At 46.0% G+C, this 19,386-nt stretch carries 18 protein-coding genes and 1 other annotated feature; of the genes, 12 read left to right on the top strand and 6 right to left on the bottom strand.

The genetic code is table 11. From position 1 onward, the window contains the following. Positions 1-7: 7 nt before the first annotated feature. From NST26_RS16185 to NST26_RS16210, 6 genes are all read left to right on the top strand, one after another. Positions 8-1,216, top strand: a complete 1,209-nt coding sequence (locus NST26_RS16185; protein WP_339256992.1) for a GDSL-type esterase/lipase family protein — start codon at positions 8-10, stop codon at positions 1,214-1,216. 188 nt (positions 1,217-1,404) lie between these two features. Next, positions 1,405-2,868: an alpha/beta hydrolase family protein gene (locus tag NST26_RS16190; protein ID WP_339256994.1), complete on the top strand. Its 1,464-nt coding sequence runs from the start codon at positions 1,405-1,407 to the stop codon at positions 2,866-2,868. A 230-nt stretch (positions 2,869-3,098) separates the two neighbouring features. Further along, entirely contained in the window at positions 3,099-4,520 is a 1,422-nt protein-coding gene (locus NST26_RS16195; RefSeq protein WP_339256996.1) for an MDR family MFS transporter, read from the top strand. A 36-nt stretch (positions 4,521-4,556) separates the two neighbouring features. Further along, positions 4,557-5,729: an FAD-dependent oxidoreductase gene (locus NST26_RS16200; RefSeq protein ID WP_340979449.1), complete on the top strand. Its 1,173-nt coding sequence runs from the start codon at positions 4,557-4,559 to the stop codon at positions 5,727-5,729. Positions 5,730-5,783: 54 nt separating this feature from the next. Then, complete coding sequence (locus NST26_RS16205; RefSeq protein WP_340979450.1) at positions 5,784-6,470, top strand: TetR/AcrR family transcriptional regulator; 687 nt, start codon at positions 5,784-5,786, stop codon at positions 6,468-6,470. A gap of 37 nt (positions 6,471-6,507) precedes the next feature. Next, the gene (locus tag NST26_RS16210) at positions 6,508-6,933 is read left to right on the top strand and encodes an SRPBCC family protein (RefSeq protein ID WP_340979451.1); all 426 of its coding nucleotides are present in this window, start codon (positions 6,508-6,510) and stop codon (positions 6,931-6,933) included. A gap of 360 nt (positions 6,934-7,293) precedes the next feature. Here the strand turns inward: NST26_RS16210 and NST26_RS16215 are convergent, their stop codons facing one another. From NST26_RS16215 to NST26_RS16225, 3 genes are all read right to left on the bottom strand, one after another. Beyond that, positions 7,294-7,710, bottom strand: coding sequence for a VOC family protein (locus NST26_RS16215; protein ID WP_209874168.1), 417 nt, complete (start codon positions 7,708-7,710; stop codon positions 7,294-7,296). 73 nt (positions 7,711-7,783) lie between these two features. Next, positions 7,784-9,550, bottom strand: coding sequence for a sensor histidine kinase (locus NST26_RS16220; protein WP_340979452.1), 1,767 nt, complete (start codon positions 9,548-9,550; stop codon positions 7,784-7,786). Next, positions 9,547-10,272: a response regulator transcription factor gene (locus NST26_RS16225; RefSeq protein WP_340979453.1), complete on the bottom strand. Its 726-nt coding sequence runs from the start codon at positions 10,270-10,272 to the stop codon at positions 9,547-9,549. The genes NST26_RS16220 and NST26_RS16225 overlap by 4 nt, the downstream gene beginning before the upstream one ends. A gap of 209 nt (positions 10,273-10,481) precedes the next feature. On the opposite strand from NST26_RS16225, the gene NST26_RS16230 reads away from it, so the two are divergent. Then, positions 10,482-11,522, top strand: coding sequence for a M23 family metallopeptidase (locus NST26_RS16230; RefSeq protein ID WP_340979454.1), 1,041 nt, complete (start codon positions 10,482-10,484; stop codon positions 11,520-11,522). A 77-nt stretch (positions 11,523-11,599) separates the two neighbouring features. Beyond that, on the top strand, positions 11,600-12,277 hold the full coding sequence (locus NST26_RS16235) for an MBL fold metallo-hydrolase (RefSeq protein ID WP_340979455.1): 678 nt from the start codon (positions 11,600-11,602) through the stop codon (positions 12,275-12,277). Positions 12,278-12,297: 20 nt separating this feature from the next. Here NST26_RS16235 and NST26_RS16240 read toward each other — a convergent pair whose 3' ends face one another. Continuing rightward, positions 12,298-12,861 (bottom strand): GNAT family N-acetyltransferase, encoded by a 564-nt coding sequence (locus NST26_RS16240; RefSeq protein ID WP_339257012.1) that lies wholly within the window; start codon positions 12,859-12,861, stop codon positions 12,298-12,300. 33 nt (positions 12,862-12,894) lie between these two features. Further along, on the bottom strand, positions 12,895-14,271 hold the full coding sequence (lpdA, locus tag NST26_RS16245) for a dihydrolipoyl dehydrogenase (RefSeq protein WP_340952755.1): 1,377 nt from the start codon (positions 14,269-14,271) through the stop codon (positions 12,895-12,897). 162 nt (positions 14,272-14,433) lie between these two features. Between lpdA and NST26_RS16250 the strand changes: the two genes are divergently transcribed. Then, entirely contained in the window at positions 14,434-15,024 is a 591-nt protein-coding gene (locus tag NST26_RS16250; RefSeq protein ID WP_340952754.1) for a TetR/AcrR family transcriptional regulator, read from the top strand. A gap of 59 nt (positions 15,025-15,083) precedes the next feature. Next, positions 15,084-15,327, top strand: a binding site (T-box leader). A 69-nt stretch (positions 15,328-15,396) separates the two neighbouring features. Continuing rightward, positions 15,397-17,262, top strand: a complete 1,866-nt coding sequence (locus tag NST26_RS16255) for an alanine--tRNA ligase (RefSeq protein ID WP_340952752.1) — start codon at positions 15,397-15,399, stop codon at positions 17,260-17,262. Between the two features lie 55 nt (positions 17,263-17,317). Here NST26_RS16255 and NST26_RS16260 read toward each other — a convergent pair whose 3' ends face one another. Beyond that, positions 17,318-17,674: a winged helix-turn-helix transcriptional regulator gene (locus NST26_RS16260; protein WP_017688258.1), complete on the bottom strand. Its 357-nt coding sequence runs from the start codon at positions 17,672-17,674 to the stop codon at positions 17,318-17,320. 135 nt (positions 17,675-17,809) lie between these two features. Here NST26_RS16260 and NST26_RS16265 point away from each other — a divergent pair, with 135 nt between their 5' ends. Together NST26_RS16265 and NST26_RS16270 are read left to right on the top strand one after the other, a co-directional pair. Beyond that, the gene (locus tag NST26_RS16265) at positions 17,810-18,466 is read left to right on the top strand and encodes an ABC transporter permease (protein ID WP_340952750.1); all 657 of its coding nucleotides are present in this window, start codon (positions 17,810-17,812) and stop codon (positions 18,464-18,466) included. Between the two features lie 11 nt (positions 18,467-18,477). Next, the gene (locus NST26_RS16270; protein ID WP_340952747.1) at positions 18,478-19,383 is read left to right on the top strand and encodes a glycine betaine ABC transporter substrate-binding protein; all 906 of its coding nucleotides are present in this window, start codon (positions 18,478-18,480) and stop codon (positions 19,381-19,383) included. The last annotated feature ends 3 nt before the right edge of the window (positions 19,384-19,386 follow it).

Here is a 19,386-nt window from a genome sequence, read left to right on the forward strand (position 1 = left end):
AGTCGAGATGAAGGATGTATTCCCTCGAAGAGGGCTCCCTAATGTCATTCAGAAGCTGGAAAATGGGGATACGGTCACCATCGTCTATTTCGGTGGCAGCAATACGCGTTCTGAAGGATACAGGGTCATGACGGCGGATTGGCTCCGTGAGCAATATCCTAAGGCGGATATCCGCGCGGTGAATGCAGGTATTAACGGGACAGGCTCGGATCTGGGCTGTGCCCGTGTGGAGACAGATGTACTACGTCACCGGCCTGATCTGGTATTTGTTGAATTTGTCGGTAACGATGGCGGAGATCCCGAATCCAAGGCGCGGATCGAAGGGATTGTCCGTCAGATCCGCAAGCGGAGCCGGTTTACCGATATCCTGTTCGTGTATACGCTGAAGGAGCGGGATGTGGCCTTGTTCCAGTCCGGGGAATATCAGAAGGGCGCTCTAATGCAAGAGGAAGTGGCCGACTATTATGGGATTCCTTCTATTCATCTGGGGGTAGCGGTCAGTCACCTGGTGTCGGAGGGACAACTCGTGTTCACCTCAAGAGAAGACGTATCCATTCCCGGCGCCGTTATTTTTACGCATGATTCGATCCATCCGACCATTCCCGAAGGACACCAGATTTACACGGATACGATCACCCGGTCCTTTGAGCTCATTAGAGAGCTTCAAGATCAGCCGGGAAGGTTCGTACATCACCTGCCTCAGAATCCGCTGGTCCCCGCTAATCCTTGGGAGTATGCGGCCATGCTGCCACTGGATAGTCTGACTACTTTTTCTGCAGGATGGTCATATCTGACACCGGGTGATTCTGCTCTAGCTCGCGAGTACAGCTGGTTGTTTCCCGGCCTGTGGCGGGCAGCCGATCCTGGAGAGGCGGTCACGGTGCAGTTCGAGGGCACCCGTATCGGATTATTCGATATCGGAGGACCTGATTCCGGCAGATTGAAGGTAACGGTGGATGGCGGAGAACCCTTTATTGTCGATCGCTTCACATTCTACAACGATCATAATCGTAATCAGTATGTATTCCTGCCGGAGCTCCCGAACGGGCAACATACGGTTCGCTTCGAGCTCGATACCGGCAAGACAGACAAAGCGGCCGTGTTCGAGGCATCCGGCAATGAACGGAGCAGTGAGCATTTCCGGCAGCATCCGGATTGGTATGATCAAACGGTGATCCAGCTTGGGAAGCTGTTACTGGTGCAGCCTCCCTTATAATGGCTCATTAGACATTGTACAATGGCTGAACCCTCAGGAACGCTATCCTAGCGTCCTGAGGGTTTTTAGCTTTTGATGCATTTCTTTTGTCCGTTCATATTCAGTTCATATTGACGTCACGGGGAATACACTTTCATTGGTTAAGCTTACATCTTAGCAAAAGAAGAAGTAGAAAGAGAGGGTGTCAAATGAGATTATTTGAGATACTTTTAGTTCTATCCTGTTTCGCGCTACTCGCAGATCTATTGTTTATCAGAAGAGGGGCAAAGACAACAGGACTGGTTTTGGGGATAGGAAGCAGCGTTATATTGGTAGTTCAATTATTTGTAGAGGGATACAGATGGCAGTTGCTTTTGGTATACATGATGACGGCGTTACTCATACTCATCGTTATACTCAGGCATTTAGGCAAGATGGGGAATATAGGGAATATAAAAGCAGGGAAGCTGTTGAAATATAGTTCATCTTCCATCATCGTCATTCTGCTTGTTATATCTACCGGCTTGTCTGTATACTTGCCAGTCTTTCATTTGCCGAAGCTTGAAGGTCCGGAGAAAGTGGGTACTCAAACCTTTCATTTTACGGATCAGAACAGAGATGAAGTCTTAACTGCAGATCCAAGCGATAAGAGGGAACTAATGGTTCAAGTGTGGTATCCTACTGCAAATAGCAGTAACAAGAAGAGTGAAGCTCTTTTTCCCAAAGATAAAGAAATGTTCAAAAAGTATATCCAGACCTATTCTAATTCATTAAACCTACCAGACTTTGTATTCGATTACTGGAAGTATAGTAAAACCAACTCTTATGAAAATGTAGAAATATTGCCTTCTACAAGTCCTTATCCTGTGGTACTGCTATCTCACGGTATGGGAACCAGTCGGGTTCTCCATGCATCACAGGCCGAGAATCTCGCCAGTCACGGGTATATCGTGGTCACTATCGATCATACGTATAGCACCTTTGCTACCATTTTTCCGGATGGCCGTGTAACGGACTATACCACCAAGACGACTACCGTAGAAGATCGCAGAAGAATCGGTAAGATATGGACGAAAGATGTGGAGTTTGTAATCGACGAAATTGAAAAGCTGAATTCAGGTGCAATCGAAAGTCAATTTAAAGGAAAAATCGATCTAGATCATCTGGGCGTAATGGGGCATTCCTTCGGGGGGGCAACAGCGTTCAATACTACTTATGTAGATCCTAGAATCAAGGCCGGAGTCAATATGGACGGGTCACTGATCGAAGTGGACAATAGAGATGATCTAAACAAGCCGTTTATGTTCATAAGATCCGGAGTTTTTAAAGACTGGTTGACAGATTTCAAGAAGGATACCAATCCGGATAACGAAGTCACTAAACAACTTGAAGAAGAGCTGCACATTATTAAAAATGTGATCAATCAGGGAGGGCCTGCGATTTATATAGAGGGTACCCAGCACTTCAATTTCACGGACCTTCAATTCTATTCTGAACTGATTAAACTGACTGGAATCACAGGAGATATTAATGGTAAAAGAGGATCAGACGTCGTAAATCACTATGTCCTCGATTTCTTTAATAAGGAATTGAAAGGAGAAGGGGGACAACTATTGGAGGGGCCAAACGACAGTTATCCCGAAGTGAAATTTATAAAGCCGGAAGAGCTTTAAGACGAGGCCATTTCAATTAAGCATAGTGTGGAATCATATACGATTTTGATATAATTACAAACGATTTCGGGAGCAGCCCCTTTCTTTATTCTATTCTGAGAATAGAAATAAGAAGGGGGCTTTCTCCAATCTATAACGAACGTTGTTCTTGACGAACAGTGTTCGTTATGTTATAAATGTATCACCTTAACTAATTCATACGCTTATGAAAGGAAAGGAGGAGAGAGTTTATGTCAGAGACAAATAGTAGCCGCGGTGTTCAAGCAGCTTTTTCCTTAAAGCAGATACTGCCCATACTTCTCGCAGTTGCTTCAGGGATGTTCCTGGTGATCTTAGACAGCACCATCATGAATGTAGCTGTACCGAAATTAGTAAGTGCCTTCGATACCAATCTTAGTACGATTCAGTGGGTCATAACGGCGTACACCTTGTCTTTATCGGCAGTCATTCCGTTAGCCGGCTGGTTCTCTGACCGTTTTTCGCCCAAACGAATGTTTATGGTTAGCATTGTGTTATTCGTTCTCGCTTCTGTGCTGTGTGCAATGGCAACCACTCCTACTCAGCTTATCGTTTTCCGCATCATCCAAGGTCTGGGCGGGGGCATGGTGGCTCCAATCGGGATTGCCACTGTATTCATGGTCGCTCCTCCGGACAAAAGAGGATCTGTAATGGGCATCCTCGGTATCCCGATGCTGCTTGCTCCTATTCTTGGCCCCTTATTGTCGGGCTGGCTGATCGAGTACATCAACTGGCACTGGATTTTTTTCATCAACGTTCCGGTTGGCATCTTGGCTTTATTCATGGCCTGGAGGTACTTACCTGCATCGGATGCAAAATTGAACAACAAGCTGGATGTAATCGGCGCGCTTTTGGCTCCGGTTGCCTTTACTTCCATTGTGTTTGCTGTTCATCAAGCAGGTGAGAAGGGGTGGTCCAATCTATGGACTTTAGCTCCACTGGCATGGGGTCTCATTATACTGGCCTTCTTTATCTGGAATGAGCTGCGGCAAAAGCACCCGCTGCTGGAGCTAAGAGTATTCCGTTCACCTACCTTTGTACATGGCATCTCTGTCGCCTGGCTGAATCAGATCGCTTTATTCGGAAGTATTCTGTTATTCCCGCTGTATTTACAGCAAGTGAGGGGGTTAACTCCTCTTGAGGCTGGATTATATGTGATCCCGCAAGCCCTGTTATCTACGGTCGGGATTAATGCCGGCGGCCGGTTGTTTGACCGTTTCGGTGTTCGCCCGGTTGCCCTTATGGGTATTCTGTCACTTTGCGGTTCCTTACTTGCTCTGACGCAGATTGATGCTCATACCAGTACGTTATACATCATTTGCAGCTTTGCTTTTGCAGGGCTTGGGCAAGGATTAACAATGATGCAGATCAATACACATGTCCTCCGATCAGCTCCCAAGGAATTAATAAGCCGTGTTACGCCCATAACTACTTCAGCACAGCAAATCATGTCCTCCTTCGGTGTTACCATCACGATGGCTTTTCTGGCCAAACAAATCAGGGGACTTCCCGCGCAGCATTCACCCGATCAATTAGGTCATGCCTTCGGCTCAACCTTCTGGATTACTTTGGGGTTTGCAGTTAGTGCATTGGTTTTATCTTTGTTTTTTGCAGGCAAGAAGCAGGTTTCTTAAGAAAATAACTATCTATACAAAAGGAGATGTCTACACATGACAACTGTTAATTCTACAGAACAACGCCGGATCGCAATTATTGGAGGTGGACCAGGGGGGCTAACGCTTGCCCTGATTCTGCAAAAGCATGGTATTACCTCGACAATCTATGAACGTGAGCATAAGGACCTAAGCCATGAACGCGGAGGCTCCTTAGATATCCATGAAGAATCCGGGCAGCTCGCTTTGAAGGAGGCGGGATTATATGAAGCTTTTCTGCAGGCAGCACGGTTTGAGGGCGAAGACTTCCGGCTCATGGATAAGACGGGAACCATATACCTGGATGAAGTGGCCGATGAAGAGAGCTCGGAAGGGCAGAGACGCCCGGAGATTGACCGTGGTGTGCTTTGTGAATTGCTTTTAAACAAGTTAGATCCGTCTACCATACAGTATGGCTATAAACTGGAGAAGGTTGTATCTCTGGGCGAGGGTAAGACGGAGCTTCATTTTGAGAATGGACATATCGCTGTGGCCGATCTTGTCATTGGGGCGGATGGTGCCTTTTCGCGTGTTCGTCCTCTGCTTACGGATACAGACGTGGAATATTCAGGTCTGACAATGCTGGAGCTTAACGTTATTGCAGAGCAACACCCGGATCTGGCCGCATTTAACGCACGTGGCAAGATGTTCGCCCTGGATGATCACAAAGGGATTCTGGGCCAGCTGAACGGCAACGGACGGATCAAAGTATATGCAAGTTTCAAGGTAGAGCGGAACTGGTTAGACGAAATCCGGAACGATAATCCGCAGGAGACGAAGGCCAAGCTGCTTGAGCTGTTTCACGATTGGAGCGAACCGCTCAAGAATTATATCCGGTATGCGGAAGATGCGGTTGTACCCAGACGGATTTACATGCTGCCCGTCGGGTTTCGCTGGGAACGCAGCGCTGGTGTCACGTTAATCGGTGATGCGGCTCATGTCATGTCTCCTTTTGCCGGAGAAGGGGTGAATCTTGCGATGCTGGATGCGCTGGAGCTGGCTCTTGCCATTGTAAGAAATAAGGACACAGCTGGGGCAATTGAAGAATATGAAGAGAAAATGTTCCAGTATGCCTCAGAGAAAGCACATGTGTCTAACGAAAACCTCATCCTGAGCTTCTCGGAGAATGCCGCTCCAAAGTTCGCTGAACTCATGCAATCTTATCAAGACCTGTATGAGCAACAAGGATGATGTTATCTTCGGCGATGTATTTACTATTGGCTTCCGGCATGTTATAAGAAAAGTATGATGAAACCTAAACGTGAAATTGTGAGCCGCCGTAACCGGCCAGCCAAAGAACCCCTTAGTCATGAATTGATTGTCAAGACCGCGTATGAGCTGCTGAAGCAGGAAGGGACCTCCGGCATGAGTATGAGGAAGGTAGCCAAGCAACTGGACACTGGACCTTCCTCCCTGTATGTTTACGTCAAAAATCTGCAGGAATTGAGCTCATATGTGCTTGACCTTGGTCTCGGAGAGTTGAATCTGCCGGAGCTGACGGACGATAATTGGAAGGAGCAGTTATTTCAAGCGCTGCAGGCTTATGCGGAGCTGCTTATCGAGCAGCCCGGATTAGCGGAGCTATCCCTACAGACGATTCCCATTGGGAATCATGCTTTTCGTCTGAATGAGTATTTACTTACCGTCCTCCAGAAGGGCGGAATCACCTCTACGGCCGCTGCTTGGGGAACGGACCTGTTGCTCCTGTACGTGTCTTCCATTGCGTTGGAGAAGGCTAAGAGAGCAAGCGAACTGATGGAAACTGCCCAGAGTTACTATAATGAAGCAGATCCGGTACGGTTTCCGCTCATGAACAGTCTGAAGACTGATTTATTCTCGGGGGATACCGCCTCCAAGGAGAGGTTCTTCTGGGCCATTGAAGTAATACTCCAGGGGATATTGCACAAACAGTTGGGAGACAATGGTAAGTAACCAAGCGACGAAGTTCATGAGAGAGGTGTCTATTGAAATGGAAGAGAATCAAACGACGAAAGTAACCGTACAAACTGTGGTACAAGCCCCTATCGAGAAGGTATGGCGCTACTGGACTGAGCCGGAGCACATCACAAAGTGGAATCAGGCCTCCGAGGACTGGCATGCGCCAAGAGCCGAGAACAATCTGCGGCCTGGCGGTACCTTTATGACACGGATGGAAGCGAAGGATGGCAGCATGGGCTTTGATTTTGGCGGCGTATACGATGTCGTGAATCAGCATGAGGTGATCAGCTACACCATAGAAGACGGAAGAAGAGTGGAGATTACGTTCGCCCGTCAAGGGATTGAGACGAAGATCATTCAAACATTCGATGCGGAAAACGCCAATCCCGTCGAGCTCCAGCAAGCAGGCTGGCAAGCGATCATGGACAATTTCAAATCCTATACTGAAAAAAACTGATTAGAACAAAATCACCCTAAGGGATGAACAAGATTACCTTCGCGCGGCCTGAATGTATGCTGTTTTTCACTTACATTCAAGCCGCATGCCTACTTACGAGCCCAATGTATGTTGTTTTTCACATACATTCGGTCCATATGCCTGCTTGCGAGCACAATGTATGCTGTTTTTCACATACATTCGGTCCATATGCCTGCTTGGGAGCACAATATATGTTGTTTTTCACATACATTCGGTCCATATTCCGCTGTACCGACAATTGTATTCGGTTTAAAACACTAAACTATCAAAGAAGACGCCGGGGAAGATGCCCGGCGTCTTTCTTTTGCAGCCTTAGTACGAGTGTATTCGTCGTTAGCCTCAACCCTGTGCCGCATCCATGTTCATATAGTTAATCGCCCACAGATGGCCGTCCAAATCCACGAAGCCCCAATGATACATGAATCCATGATCTTCAGGCTCAGCGTGCAATTTCCCGCCTAAGGAGAGTGCGGTGTTCACGATTTCATCAACCTTGTCCCGGCTCTCGAATTCCAAAGCAATCGTCATCTGCGCATACTTGCCCGTATCGACGGCTTCCTTCTCCGTGAGTGTAAGAAAGAAGGCTTGATCGATCAGCATGACCTGCAGGTTGTCGCCGATCAAGAGGGCTACCGAAGTCTCGTTATCCGGATATTGCGGGTTGAGCTCAAAGCCAAGTCCAGTGAAGAACACTTTCGATTGGGCTACGTTTTTAACAGGCAGGTTGAGGCTCGTGAATGCGGACGTTAATGCCATTAGCAGAACACCTCTTCGTCATATATTTTCAAATATTTTCTTATGATTATACCACATTGGAACCTCTGGATTATTATGTTCCAGCCCTCGAACGGGCATCCCATATCAAACGTATTTCTGTCCCCTCTTCGGGATTCGATCGAACCTCAATTCGCCCTTGCATGGCCTCAATCAGCCCTCTGGTTACCGCCATACCCAGGCCTGAGCCGACATCGGGCGCCGCTGTGTCTGTACCGCGGTAGTATCGTTCGAACAGCTTCCACACCGTCTCCTGATCCATCCCGCGTCCATCATCCGCAAATTGAACGATGAAATCACCTGCCTCTTTACCTGGCTGCACCCTTACAATCAGCTTCGTGTCCGGCGGATTATGCAGCAGGGCATTAGCGGTCAGATTATCAACGATCCGTTCAAAGGAGGGAATGTGTACATAACCCTGTACCTCAACCGGGGCGGGATGGAACGTAATGCGGCCCACTCCAAAAGCCGGGTTCCGCTCAGCACGCTGTACCAAATCCTGCAGCAGAGCATTGATATCCGTTAGCTCAACAGGAGGCTGGTATCCGCCGCTGCGCAGACGATATGTCATGGCCAGGTCGCTTACCAGCCTGTCCATGTACATGGACTTGTCCACCATAATGCCCGCGAATTCGCGTACCTCTTCCGTAGTCCACTGGTATTTCTCTGCCTCCAGCATGTGTGCATAACCCTGGAGCGAGGATAGCGGTGTCTTCAGATCATGGGTAATTCCAGCAATCCATTCCTCCCGCAGAGAGTCGGTCTGTTTGCGGAGTTCTTTATCCTGCTTCAGGGTAGCGGATAACGTCTGGATGGAATGTAACACTTCCGTATATACCCGATAGTTTCGCCGCCATCTCCCGTTCTTCTTCTGGCTAAGCGGCCTGCCGCGGGGGCCGGCCGGCTCCTCATATTCTCCCCTTTCAAGCCGCTGCAGCCATTGCAGCATATGGAGCATCGGATAACCGAACAGGTTGGCATACCAGACAGCAAGCAGGATCAGCAAGCCGATAATAGATACCAGAAGCGCAATCAGGGCAGGTCCAAAAATAAACCCGAAGGGGTTCGCGTTGCTACCCGCCGAATTGCCCGCAAGAGGAACACTAAGCATCCAGGTGGAATGGTTCTGCTCATCATAGCTGGTCACTGCCGTCATTCCATACCGGGAGGGGTAGCGTGTACGCAGAATCAGATCCTGGATGCTGTAGCTGTCCGGGATACCTGTTACGGGCTTATTGAAAGAAGCAACCTCCCGTCCCTGTTCGTCCAAAATCTGCAGATAGGCATCCGCTATACGAATGATGTCCTGCTGCCCGGAGGCCAGTTCTAGCTTGTTATTGGCGTAACGGCCCCCGTTATATGCTTGATCCAACATGGTTACAGCCTGGTTGTTCTCTCCATACAGCAGGGTGAAATTAATCCCTTCTCTTTCACGAATAAGCAGATATAGCTGGTAGGGAAAAGGCTCTTGTCCTTGCCAATAAGATATGAGCTCTCCAGGTTTATAGTGATTCGGCACATCGGGAGGGGTATGGAAAGCATCCAGCACACGACCCTGCTCATCGAGAACCTGCAGCCAGCCGTTGTTTTCTTCAATCCGCTTCAGCAACCCCGGATCATACTTAACACTGCCGTCCGGCAAAATCTCTGCTGTACTGATTAGCTGGTCGAGTCCGACAGTGGCAAAATCTTCAACAAGACTGGCCTCATGTAGCTGCTGAATGACCCAGTAAGCTATACTTCCTGCGATGACCAGGATCAGGACCACCGTACCCGCAAGCAGGCCAATGAACCGCGTCATCAATCTGCGTCTTACACTCATCGCCCAGATCCCATGTCGGACTGAATGAGCTTATACCCTAGCCCGCGGACGTTCACCAATAGTTCAGGGTTGGACGGATCAGCCTCAATACGCTCACGAATCCGGTGAATATGTACCATGACGGTGTTGTCATCCGAAATGGCCTCCGATCCCCAGACCCGTTCATATAATTCAGACTTGGTGAAGATCCGATTGGGATGCTTGCAAAAGAACAGCAGCAACTGATATACCAGCGCAGGGCAGTTCACGAGTTGACCTTCGACTCTGAGTTCACCGGCTGGCTCCATGACCTGAAAGCGTCCAAAATCATAGATGCCTTCCTGCGGAAATTTTTCTGCTTCCGTCTGTCTGGGCAAATACCGTCTCAGCAGGGATTTGATCCGTGCGACTACTTCCAGCGGGTTAAAGGGTTTAACGACATAATCGTCTCCGCCAACCGCGAAGCCGGTCAGCTTGTCATAATCGGTGGTTTTCGCAGTCAGAAAGAGAATAGGGGCATCTGTCATTTGCCGCAGAAAAGGGCAGATTTCCAGCCCGCTTCGGCCTGGAAGCATCACGTCCAGCACGATGCAGTGATAGGTTTTCTTTTCACAGGCAGCAATTGCGTCTTCACCGGTAGTGACCGTATCAATATCCAGGAATTGCTCCTTGAGCAATACCGTTCGGAGCATATGCAGAATCGCCTGTTCATCATCAACAAGCAGGATTGAAACTTCATCCATGGCGAAATAGAGCCTCCCAGCTTTTTATATAAGTATCATACCATTCTGAAACACTGTGCTGCTTGCCGGTAACCTTAACGGATGCTTAATTTTGGAGAGGTAGCCCGCCGCAAAGTTAAGATAGACGTAAGAGTTCGTTAGACGGCAGATAAGATTGATGTTGTACACTGGACTGTAAAGATATCGTTCAAACAAAGGAGTGCAGGGAAATGACTAGAGGATATTCGAAAAGCTGGAAGGGGCTTGCCGCAGCGCTGGGTACGTGTGTGATGTTGTCTGCGTGCGGCACTTCGGAAGCATCTGAACCACAAGAGAAATTACCGGTAGAACAGACAGCCAGTGCCGCCCCATCAGATGAAATTACGAATGGAGCCGAGAAGGACGCAATGATTACACCTGACAATTTCATGGATACCTTAATGAAGGGATCGAAGGAGGACATCTACAAGCAGATGAGCCCGGAGCTACAGGAAATCATATCGCTGGACGAATTCAAGACGACTACCGCTAGCTTTATGGAAGGCGTTGCTTCATGGGAGAAAGTTACGGAATTTAAAATGAACAATCTGGTTGAAAGCTCATGGAAGGATCAGACGGGGACCAAGGGGATTCAAGCCTCTTTTGCCGAAAATCACCAGATTGCGGGGCTGCTGATTCAGCCGCTTGAAACGCATGAAGCAACGGACAAGGCGCTGACCAAGACAGCATATCAGTTTCCTATGAAGGGCGAATGGTTTGTGTTCTGGGGCGGGAATGATGTGTTATCCAACTATCATTATGCTCATGAAACCCAGCGTTACGCACTCGACATTATCCGCACACAGGATGCTTCAAGCTATCAAGGGGAGGGAAAGGACAACGAGGACTATTATGCTTTTGGTGAGCCGCTCTATGCAGCCGCAAATGGCAAGGTGGTTGAAGTCAAAAATGACATTCCGGATAACACGCCGGGCGTGATGAACGCTGAAGAACCGGCAGGGAATGTTGTGGTCATCGATCATGGAAATGGGGAGTTCAGCATCACAGCACATCTCAAGAAAGGCAGTGTAGCCGTCAAAAAAGGGGATAACGTACAGCAGGGGGATCTCATCGGACAGCTTGGTAATTCAGGGAACTCCAGTGAAGCACACCTGCATTTTCAAGTATCGGACGGACCTGACATCTTCACTTCCCGTTCGGTTCAGATCCGCTGGGCCGATCAGAGTCAGAAGCTGACACGAGGGAATTCTTTTCAGGGACTGCCCGAATAGAGAGTGTAAAAAGTGTTGACTTGCGGCTTCCTATAAGTAATATAATATACCTACTTATAGGAAAGGATGATGAAGGAATGTCCATGTCTCGTCCGGATACCGGAATTAAAGCGATAGAGCTACAAATGGGATCTTTTATTGTATATCCAACACTGTTGTGGGATGAACGGAATCTTGTACTTGTGGATACTGGCATTCCCGGGCAATTTGAAAAGATACGTAAGTTACTTGAAGCAGAAGGTTTTGGACTAGATAAGCTGACGCATATCATCATTACGCATCAAGACAGCGATCACATTGGCAGTCTGCCGGAGCTTATTCAGGCAAGGGGGAACGAGGTGACGGTGCTCGCACATGAGGAGACTGTACCCTATTTGACGGGTGCCCTTCCGCTTATTAGAGGTACAACTTTTGCACCGTCCGTGCACGTTCATACAGCACTAAAGGATAGAGATATTCTGCCCCTGGCCGGCGGTATTCAAGTCGTCTTTACACCTGGACACACACCAGATCATATATCGCTATATCATATCCCAACTCAAACGTTAATTGCCGGCGATGCATTAAATTCAAAAGCTGGTAAGCTCCTGTCCTTTGACAACTATTACACGTTGGATCATCCGACTGCGTTGAAGTCGATTGCCAAACTGCTGGAGCTGGATATTAAAAAAGTGATCACATATCATGGTAACGAAGTTACACATAGAATCAAGGAAAGTCTCCAGAAAATAGTAAATACAACAACTTCTATTTGACCTGAAAGTTTCTTTTGAAATCAGTTTTGTTTGTTAAGCCACTCCGATCGCAGCATTGCATATTGAAATTCATCTACCCAAATGCCTTTGGACATGTAATTTTCGAGCAGGTGTCCTTCACGTCTCATGCCTAAACGCTCTAGCACTTGAATCGATTTTGTGTTCCTCACATCGGTAAAAGCGATCAGCTTATGTTTATTTAGTAAGCCAAACACATAGTCAATCAGGGCACGAAGCGCCTCATTCATGTATCCTTTTCCTTGATGCTCAGGTGCTAGAGTGAATCCTATCTCAACCATTCGGGGTTCATCTGCGAGTGTGTGAATGGCACAATCACCGATTAATTGATCTGACTCCGTTAGAGCAATTGCATATTGGAACCAAGTCCCGGGCTGATCCGGGGAATGTACTATTTGTCTGCTGATAAATGCTTCAGCTTCTTGAAGCGTATAATGATCCCAGGATTGAAAACGGGAAACCTCTGGATTCGTCCGGTATTGATAAAAAGAATGTACATCCTGCAAATCAAACTTTCGAATAACAAGCCGGTCGGAAACGCAATATACTTCGTTTGATTTCTCCATAAGTAAACCTCCTGCATCAATAATTATCGTTTGTTACAATCTGCGATGGGCTTGTTCTGCGGCCTCCATGATGATTTCGCCTAACGTTGGATGCGGATGAATGGTCATGGCCATATCTTCTACCGTCGCTCCCATCTCAATCGCAAGGGATAGCTCAGATATAAGAGTAGATGCTTCAGCGCCTACAATCTGTGCACCTAATACAAGACCAGACACAGCATGAGCAACGATTTTGACAAAGCCTTCGGTTTCTTTCAGAGCCAGCGCACGGCCATTAATAGAAAAAATAGATTTTCCAACGACAACAGGAATCGATTGTTGTTTACACGCCGTTTCGCTAAGACCAACGCTCGCAATCTCCGGGTGAGAGAACACAACCAGCGGAAGAGCTTTGTAGTCGATGACAGAGGGTTTACCCGCGATCGCTTCTGCTGCAATTTTTGCTTCATATGAAGCTTTATGAGCCAAGGCAGGGCCTTGAACAATATCTCCAATGGCATAGATATGCGGGATAGATGTTCTGCACTGCTTGTCAATCTCGATCAAGTCTTGTGGAGTAGGGGACAGACCTATATTTTCAAGACCCAAGGTTCCATCTGTGTTCGGTTTCCTGCCCACCGTAATTAACGCATATTCAGCTTGAACAACATGGTGTTGATCCTGACGCATATAATGTAGATTGATGTGACTCGTATATTGGTCTGCTCCTGTAACCTTAGCTTCCGTTAAGATGGTTATCCCGTCCTTCTTCAGTTGACGAACGACAGGTGCGACAAGCTCTGCTTCAAATCCGGGTAAAATCTGTTCACCGCCCTCAAGCATCGTAACTGTGGTTCCAAATCTCGCAAACATCTGACCCAGTTCCACGCCAATATAACCGCCGCCAACTACAACAAGGCTCTTAGGAATACCGGCTAGCGATAGCGCCTCAGTGGATGAAAGAATCCGTCCGCCGAAAGGAAGAGCGCTGATTTCAATCGGACGGGAACCGGTTGCCAGGATGAGATGTTTGAAGCCTATTCGGTGCTCATTCTGTTCAGCGTGATGAATTTCAACGGTATTCGCGTCTATCAAGCTGGCTTCTCCTTCGATAACTGTCACACCTGCTGTTTTAAGTAAAAACCGAACTCCTCCAGACTGCTTATCCACCACAGCTTGCTTAAACAACTGAGCCTCCTGAAAAGAAGAAGCTTCGTCAACAGTATACCAGTGTCTTCGCAAATGAATACGCTCCGCTTCAGCAATCAGCGCTTTGGAAGGAATACAGCCTACATGTGTACATACCCCTCCGATCTGGTGGCGCTCCACAATGACTGTTTTCATACCCAATTGTGACGAACGTAATGCGGCTACATAACCGCCAGGCCCCGATCCAATGACCAGGGTATCTACAGCTTCTAATGAGTTCATAATGAGTACCTCCAAAATAAAATATGATGATCGTAATATATTATAATCATCATATTTTAAAAGAGTCAACACTTCATAATAAATTGACATCAAATAATATGATAATTATAATATTTTAAAAACATTCATAAATACAGACTTATACAAAAGGGAGAGAGCAGGATGCCTTATCCGAAAGGACACAAGCTCAAAGTTCGAAGCCATATTATTACCAGCGCAGCCAAAGCATTTCGCACCCACGGCGTGCGGAATATTAGTCTTCCACATATTATGAAAGGTGCTGGACTGACGCACGGAGGATTTTACTCCCATTTTGCAAATAAAGATCAGCTTGTGATGGAGACCTGTCATTTCGCAATTAGTGACACCATCGACACACTTCAGAGAATTGCAGACCAAAATAAAAATGAAGATCAGACGCCGATTGAGGCCGTCATTGATTTTTACTTAAGCCCTCTGCATCGGGATCAGACGGAAGCCGGTTGTATCTTACCTGCTTTATCAGGAGAGGTTGCCCAGCTACCGGAAAATATTAGGCAAGCGTACACACAAGAGCTGCAACGTTTCATCGCGTTTATTACAAATATGGCTGGGATCGATCCCTCTAATAGTTATGCGTTGGTGAGCAGTATGGTGGGTACTGTGGCACTGGCAAGGGCAGTTAGTGATGAGAAGTTCAGTGATGCTTTATTACAGGCAGGTCTTGTGCAGATCAAACAAATGGTAAGCGCCGGCTCCAGGTTCCCCAGTTAGAACGGAATTGTTATTTGACGAAGTAAGTTGATTGTGCTAGCATTGCTTTAACTTAAAACGAAAAGGCTATGATGAGAAATAGTAACTATTAGGGATCTCACAGAGAGAAGATGGTTGGTGCGAATCTTCATTGATCTAATAGTGAAGCAGTCTCGGAGCTGTGGACCGAACAGAGGAATCTTAGTAGGCTTCAACGGAGTTCCACCGTTATTCAGGAAACAGTATCGGAGCAATCCCGTACTGATAGAGCGCAGAGCAATCTGAAGTTAGGTGGTAACACGGACATAATCGTTCGCCCTAAGTTGACAAGAAACATGTCAGCTTAGGGCTTTTTTGTTTTAAGCATAACTAATATTTGATGGAGGTATTACAATGACACCAGATGAGTTGAGACAATCCTATGTTGATTTTATGAAAAGAATAGGGGCTAGCCAAGTGCCTTCTTCTAGCTTGTTACCGGAAAATGATCCCTCAACGTTGTTTACAGGAAGCGGAATGCAGCCGATGGTTCCCTATTTATTGGGGGAAAAGCATCCGATCGGCAATGAGATTGCTAATATTCAGAAGTGCTTAAGGACAGTGGATATTGATGAAGTAGGGGATACGTCGCATCTGACATTTTTTGAAATGATAGGCCGGTGGGAGTTCAAAGCAAATGAACATAACTATAAGCAAAAGCAAATCGACGCTATTTGGCATTGGCAGATCATCGAATTAGGAATGGATCCGGGCAGGCTGTATATCAGTGCTTTCGCAGGAAGTGACGAATTGAATATACCGAAAGATACGGAAGCCCTTGGGCTCTGGTCAGCAAAATTCAAATCCGTCGGGATAGAACCCATCATTGAAGATGATCCCTGGCAATATGGGGCATCCAGAGGCGGGAAAATATTCTTATACGATGAAAAAGAAAATTGGTGGAGCCGGGCCGGAAGTCCTCTCCATATGCCGGTTGGTGAACCGGGTGGACCCGATAGTGAAATGTTTTATGATCTTGACCCAAGCGGTGATCCACTGGATCATCCTGCTTCTGAAAGCGACAGATTCCTGGAAATTGGGAACAACGTATTTATGTGTTACACAAAAGGAGAGACCGGATTCGTAAAAATGCAAAATCCCAATCTGGATTATGGAGGCGGATTAGAAAGGGTGGCTACAGCCCTTAACGGGGACAAGGATATTTACAATACGGCTTTCTTCCTTAATCCCAAGAACAAGTTGATGGAGCTAAGCGGTAAATCCTATGCTGACGATCTAAAGTCCTTTAGAATCATACTGGATCATGTGAGAGCGGCTACGTTTCTCATTAATGACGGTGCAGAGCCGGCAAATAGTGATGCAGGGTATATAACAAGAAGGCTATTAAGAAGGGCCATCCGTGCGGGTAAAAAAATAGGGATACAAGGAAGCTTTGTGGGTCAGTTGTCTGAAGTTTATATCGATGAAGCAACAGCTTATGAAGATTTGATCCGCAATAAAAAGAAAGTAATTGAAATCGTAAATAAGGAAGAAAGTCTTTTCTATAGAACATTACAGCAAGGAGAATTTGAAATACAGAAGCATCTGAAGAATAAGGGTAAAGTTACGGGGGCAGATGCCTTTTATTTTTACGAAACCTATGGATTTCCCTTGGAGTTGACAGAAGAGTATTTAACTGAAAGTGGATATAGCATGGAAGACAAGGCGTCTTATACAGAAGCGGCAAAGAAACATGCTGAAATGAGCAGAACTGCTTCTGCGGGTAAATTTAAAGGTGGCTTAGCTGAACATTCCGCAGAAACAACCGCGCTGCACACGGTATCTCATTTGCTACTTGCGGGGTTAAGGGAAGTTCTAGGTGATCATGTTCACCAACAAGGAAGTAATATTACTTCCGAACGATTACGGTTTGACTTCAACCATGATGAAAAACTTACCCCCGAGCAAATAGCTAAGGTGGAGAAGTATGTGAATGATGCAATTTCATCGAAAGCAGTTACCTCTATTTCAGAGCTGCCTAAACTTGAAGCGAAAGAAAGTAATGTGGAAGGAAACTTTTGGGATAAATATCCGGATATCGTTAAGGTGTATACCATCCAAGATCACGAAGGGAAAGTGTGGAGCCGGGAAGTATGTGGAGGGCCTCATGTAGAAGATACCACAAACTTAGGAACATTCCGTATTGCAAAAGAACAATCTTCGGCTGCTGGAGTCAGAAGGATTAAGGGAGTAATTAAAGATAAAGCAATTCGGATTTAATCCGAATTGCTTTTTTACTGCTAATAGAAATATTGCAGAGAGTATCAATCTGACATCATTCACTCTGATGAATATCGTTCGGAAGTTCATCATTGAGTTTCTGGTACCCGAGTCCCCATGTTTCCATAGAGAATATAATTGGCTTCAGTGAATTTCCTAAGTCACTTAAGCTGTATTCGACTCTCGGAGGGACTTCTGCAAAAACAGTACGAATGACAATTCCATCCTCTTCCATTGAGCGTAAATTTTCAGTGAGAACCTTTTGACTGATCTCCGGGATACTTTTACGAAGTTCTCCGAATCGTTGAGTTCCCTTCAAAAGATCCCTCATAACCAATAGCTTCCACTTGTTACCTATCAATCCAACTGTCGTTGCGACGGGACACAACGGCAACTCTTTTTTTGAAATCACTACATTATCGCCTCCAATAGTTACTAATAGGTTCCTATATAACAAAAAGGTGCCTACTTTCAAAACCAATACATTGCTTATATTATAATTCTGTCGATGAAAAATCAAATGAAAATGATGAAAGGGGGAGGGAGTTTGAGAGAAAGTTTATGGATGCAACTGAGTGACTATTTTTCGAATCATATGTCAACGTTCTTGAATTCTTGGAAAGAGCATTTAGAGATCAGTTTATTGGCATTGATGATTTCTACACTTATAGGAATGATCTTAGGTACCTTATCAACTAAATATAGTCGTTCCGAAAAATGGATCACCTCGTTATTTCAAACATTACGAATCATTCCCAGCCTAGCAATCTTACTTCTGTTGCTTCCTATCATGGGTACTGGAATTAGGCCAGCCCTTGTCGCTCTCATTATTTTAGGAATCCCTCCAATCTTAATGAATACAGTATCCGGATTACAAAGTGTGTCCATGTCTTTACTTGAATCTGCACAAGGTGTAGGGATGTCTGAACGACAAATCAGATGGAAAATCCAATTTCCAGTGGCTGGACCATTGATTTTGACAGGGATTAAAACCGCTGCGATTGAAATTATCGCCAGCGCTACCTTGGCTGCCAAAATTGGAGCTGGTGGATTAGGAGAGATCATTTTTACCGGTTTAGGACTCAATCGAACGGATTTACTTTTAATTGGTGCTATCTCAGTAGCGATTCTGGCTATTGGGATAGGCTTCATTTTAGATGTGTCTGAACGTGTATTGTTTAGATATAAATTCTTGCAAAGGTAGGGTTCACACAAATGAAAAAGAACATAAAGAAAAAATTAGTTTTAACCATTTCAATCACACTTGTTTTGTCCATAATGTTGAGCGCATGTGGTAATAAAACGAATAATCATGGATCGACAATACGAATTGGTTCAAAAGACTTTACTGAGAATTTAATTGTCGGGGAGCTATATGCATTGGCTTTGGAGAACGCGGGATACCAAGTAGAGCGGGTTCCTAATATTGCGGGTTCTATCATTCATTCATCGATTGTTAATAACGATATCGATATGTATCCAGAGTACACAGGTACTGGGTTGTTGGCCGTATTACAGATGGATTTGATGACAGATCCGGATGAAGTGTATACAACAGTCAAGGAAGAGTACAAAAAGCAATTCAATATCACATGGCTCGATTATTCAAAAGCAAATGATGGAGCGGGTCTCGTTATGCGAACGGAAGTATCACAAAGATTAGGGATCAAGACCATTACTGACCTGCAAAAACATGCCGGGGAGATTCGATTTGCTTCCCAAGGAGAGGTGGACCAGCGCGCTGACGGTATTCCAGCACTGGAGAAAGTGTATGGCAAGCTCAATTGGAAATCATCCAAAGTATATGATAACAGTTTGAAATATGAAGTGCTTAGAAACAACGAGGCTGATGTTGCGCCCGCATATACTACTGAAGGTCAGTTGGTAAACAAAGACGAGTTTACTCTATTGGAAGATAACAAACAAGTATGGCCCCCTTATAACTTGGCGCCTGTTATCCGTGATAATGTGCTTTCAACGGATTCCGGCATCGCTGAAGTGATCAACAAGGTTAGCTCGGTATTGGATACAGACACCGTAACCGCACTAAACGCGAAAGTGGACGTAGACAAAGAAGAATATGAAGATGTGGCCAAAGAATTTTATGATTCCATTAAATAAGGA

It is taken from the genome of Paenibacillus sp. FSL R7-0128, from assembly GCF_038002245.1.
Lineage (GTDB): Bacteria > Bacillota > Bacilli > Paenibacillales > Paenibacillaceae > Paenibacillus_AQ > Paenibacillus_AQ silagei.

Excerpts from the sequence above, each read along its gene's own strand:
- NST26_RS16195 (WP_339256996.1), top strand. The coding sequence starts at position 3,099 with ATGTCAGAGACAAATAGTAGCCGCGGTGTTCAAGCAGCTTTTTCCTTA.
- NST26_RS16225 (WP_340979453.1), bottom strand. The coding sequence starts at position 10,272 with ATGGATGAAGTTTCAATCCTGCTTGTTGATGATGAACAGGCGATTCTG.
- NST26_RS16255 (WP_340952752.1), top strand. The coding sequence starts at position 15,397 with ATGACACCAGATGAGTTGAGACAATCCTATGTTGATTTTATGAAAAGA.
- NST26_RS16235 (WP_340979455.1), top strand. The coding sequence starts at position 11,600 with ATGTCCATGTCTCGTCCGGATACCGGAATTAAAGCGATAGAGCTACAA.
- NST26_RS16240 (WP_339257012.1), bottom strand. The coding sequence starts at position 12,861 with ATGGAGAAATCAAACGAAGTATATTGCGTTTCCGACCGGCTTGTTATT.
- NST26_RS16270 (WP_340952747.1), top strand. The coding sequence starts at position 18,478 with ATGAAAAAGAACATAAAGAAAAAATTAGTTTTAACCATTTCAATCACA.
- NST26_RS16230 (WP_340979454.1), top strand. The coding sequence starts at position 10,482 with ATGACTAGAGGATATTCGAAAAGCTGGAAGGGGCTTGCCGCAGCGCTG.
- NST26_RS16210 (WP_340979451.1), top strand. The coding sequence starts at position 6,508 with ATGGAAGAGAATCAAACGACGAAAGTAACCGTACAAACTGTGGTACAA.
- NST26_RS16215 (WP_209874168.1), bottom strand. The coding sequence starts at position 7,710 with ATGGCATTAACGTCCGCATTCACGAGCCTCAACCTGCCTGTTAAAAAC.
- NST26_RS16200 (WP_340979449.1), top strand. The coding sequence starts at position 4,557 with ATGACAACTGTTAATTCTACAGAACAACGCCGGATCGCAATTATTGGA.
- NST26_RS16250 (WP_340952754.1), top strand. The coding sequence starts at position 14,434 with ATGCCTTATCCGAAAGGACACAAGCTCAAAGTTCGAAGCCATATTATT.
- lpdA (WP_340952755.1), bottom strand. The coding sequence starts at position 14,271 with ATGAACTCATTAGAAGCTGTAGATACCCTGGTCATTGGATCGGGGCCT.
- NST26_RS16190 (WP_339256994.1), top strand. The coding sequence starts at position 1,405 with ATGAGATTATTTGAGATACTTTTAGTTCTATCCTGTTTCGCGCTACTC.
- NST26_RS16220 (WP_340979452.1), bottom strand. The coding sequence starts at position 9,550 with ATGAGTGTAAGACGCAGATTGATGACGCGGTTCATTGGCCTGCTTGCG.
- NST26_RS16185 (WP_339256992.1), top strand. The coding sequence starts at position 8 with ATGAAGGATGTATTCCCTCGAAGAGGGCTCCCTAATGTCATTCAGAAG.
- NST26_RS16205 (WP_340979450.1), top strand. The coding sequence starts at position 5,784 with ATGATGAAACCTAAACGTGAAATTGTGAGCCGCCGTAACCGGCCAGCC.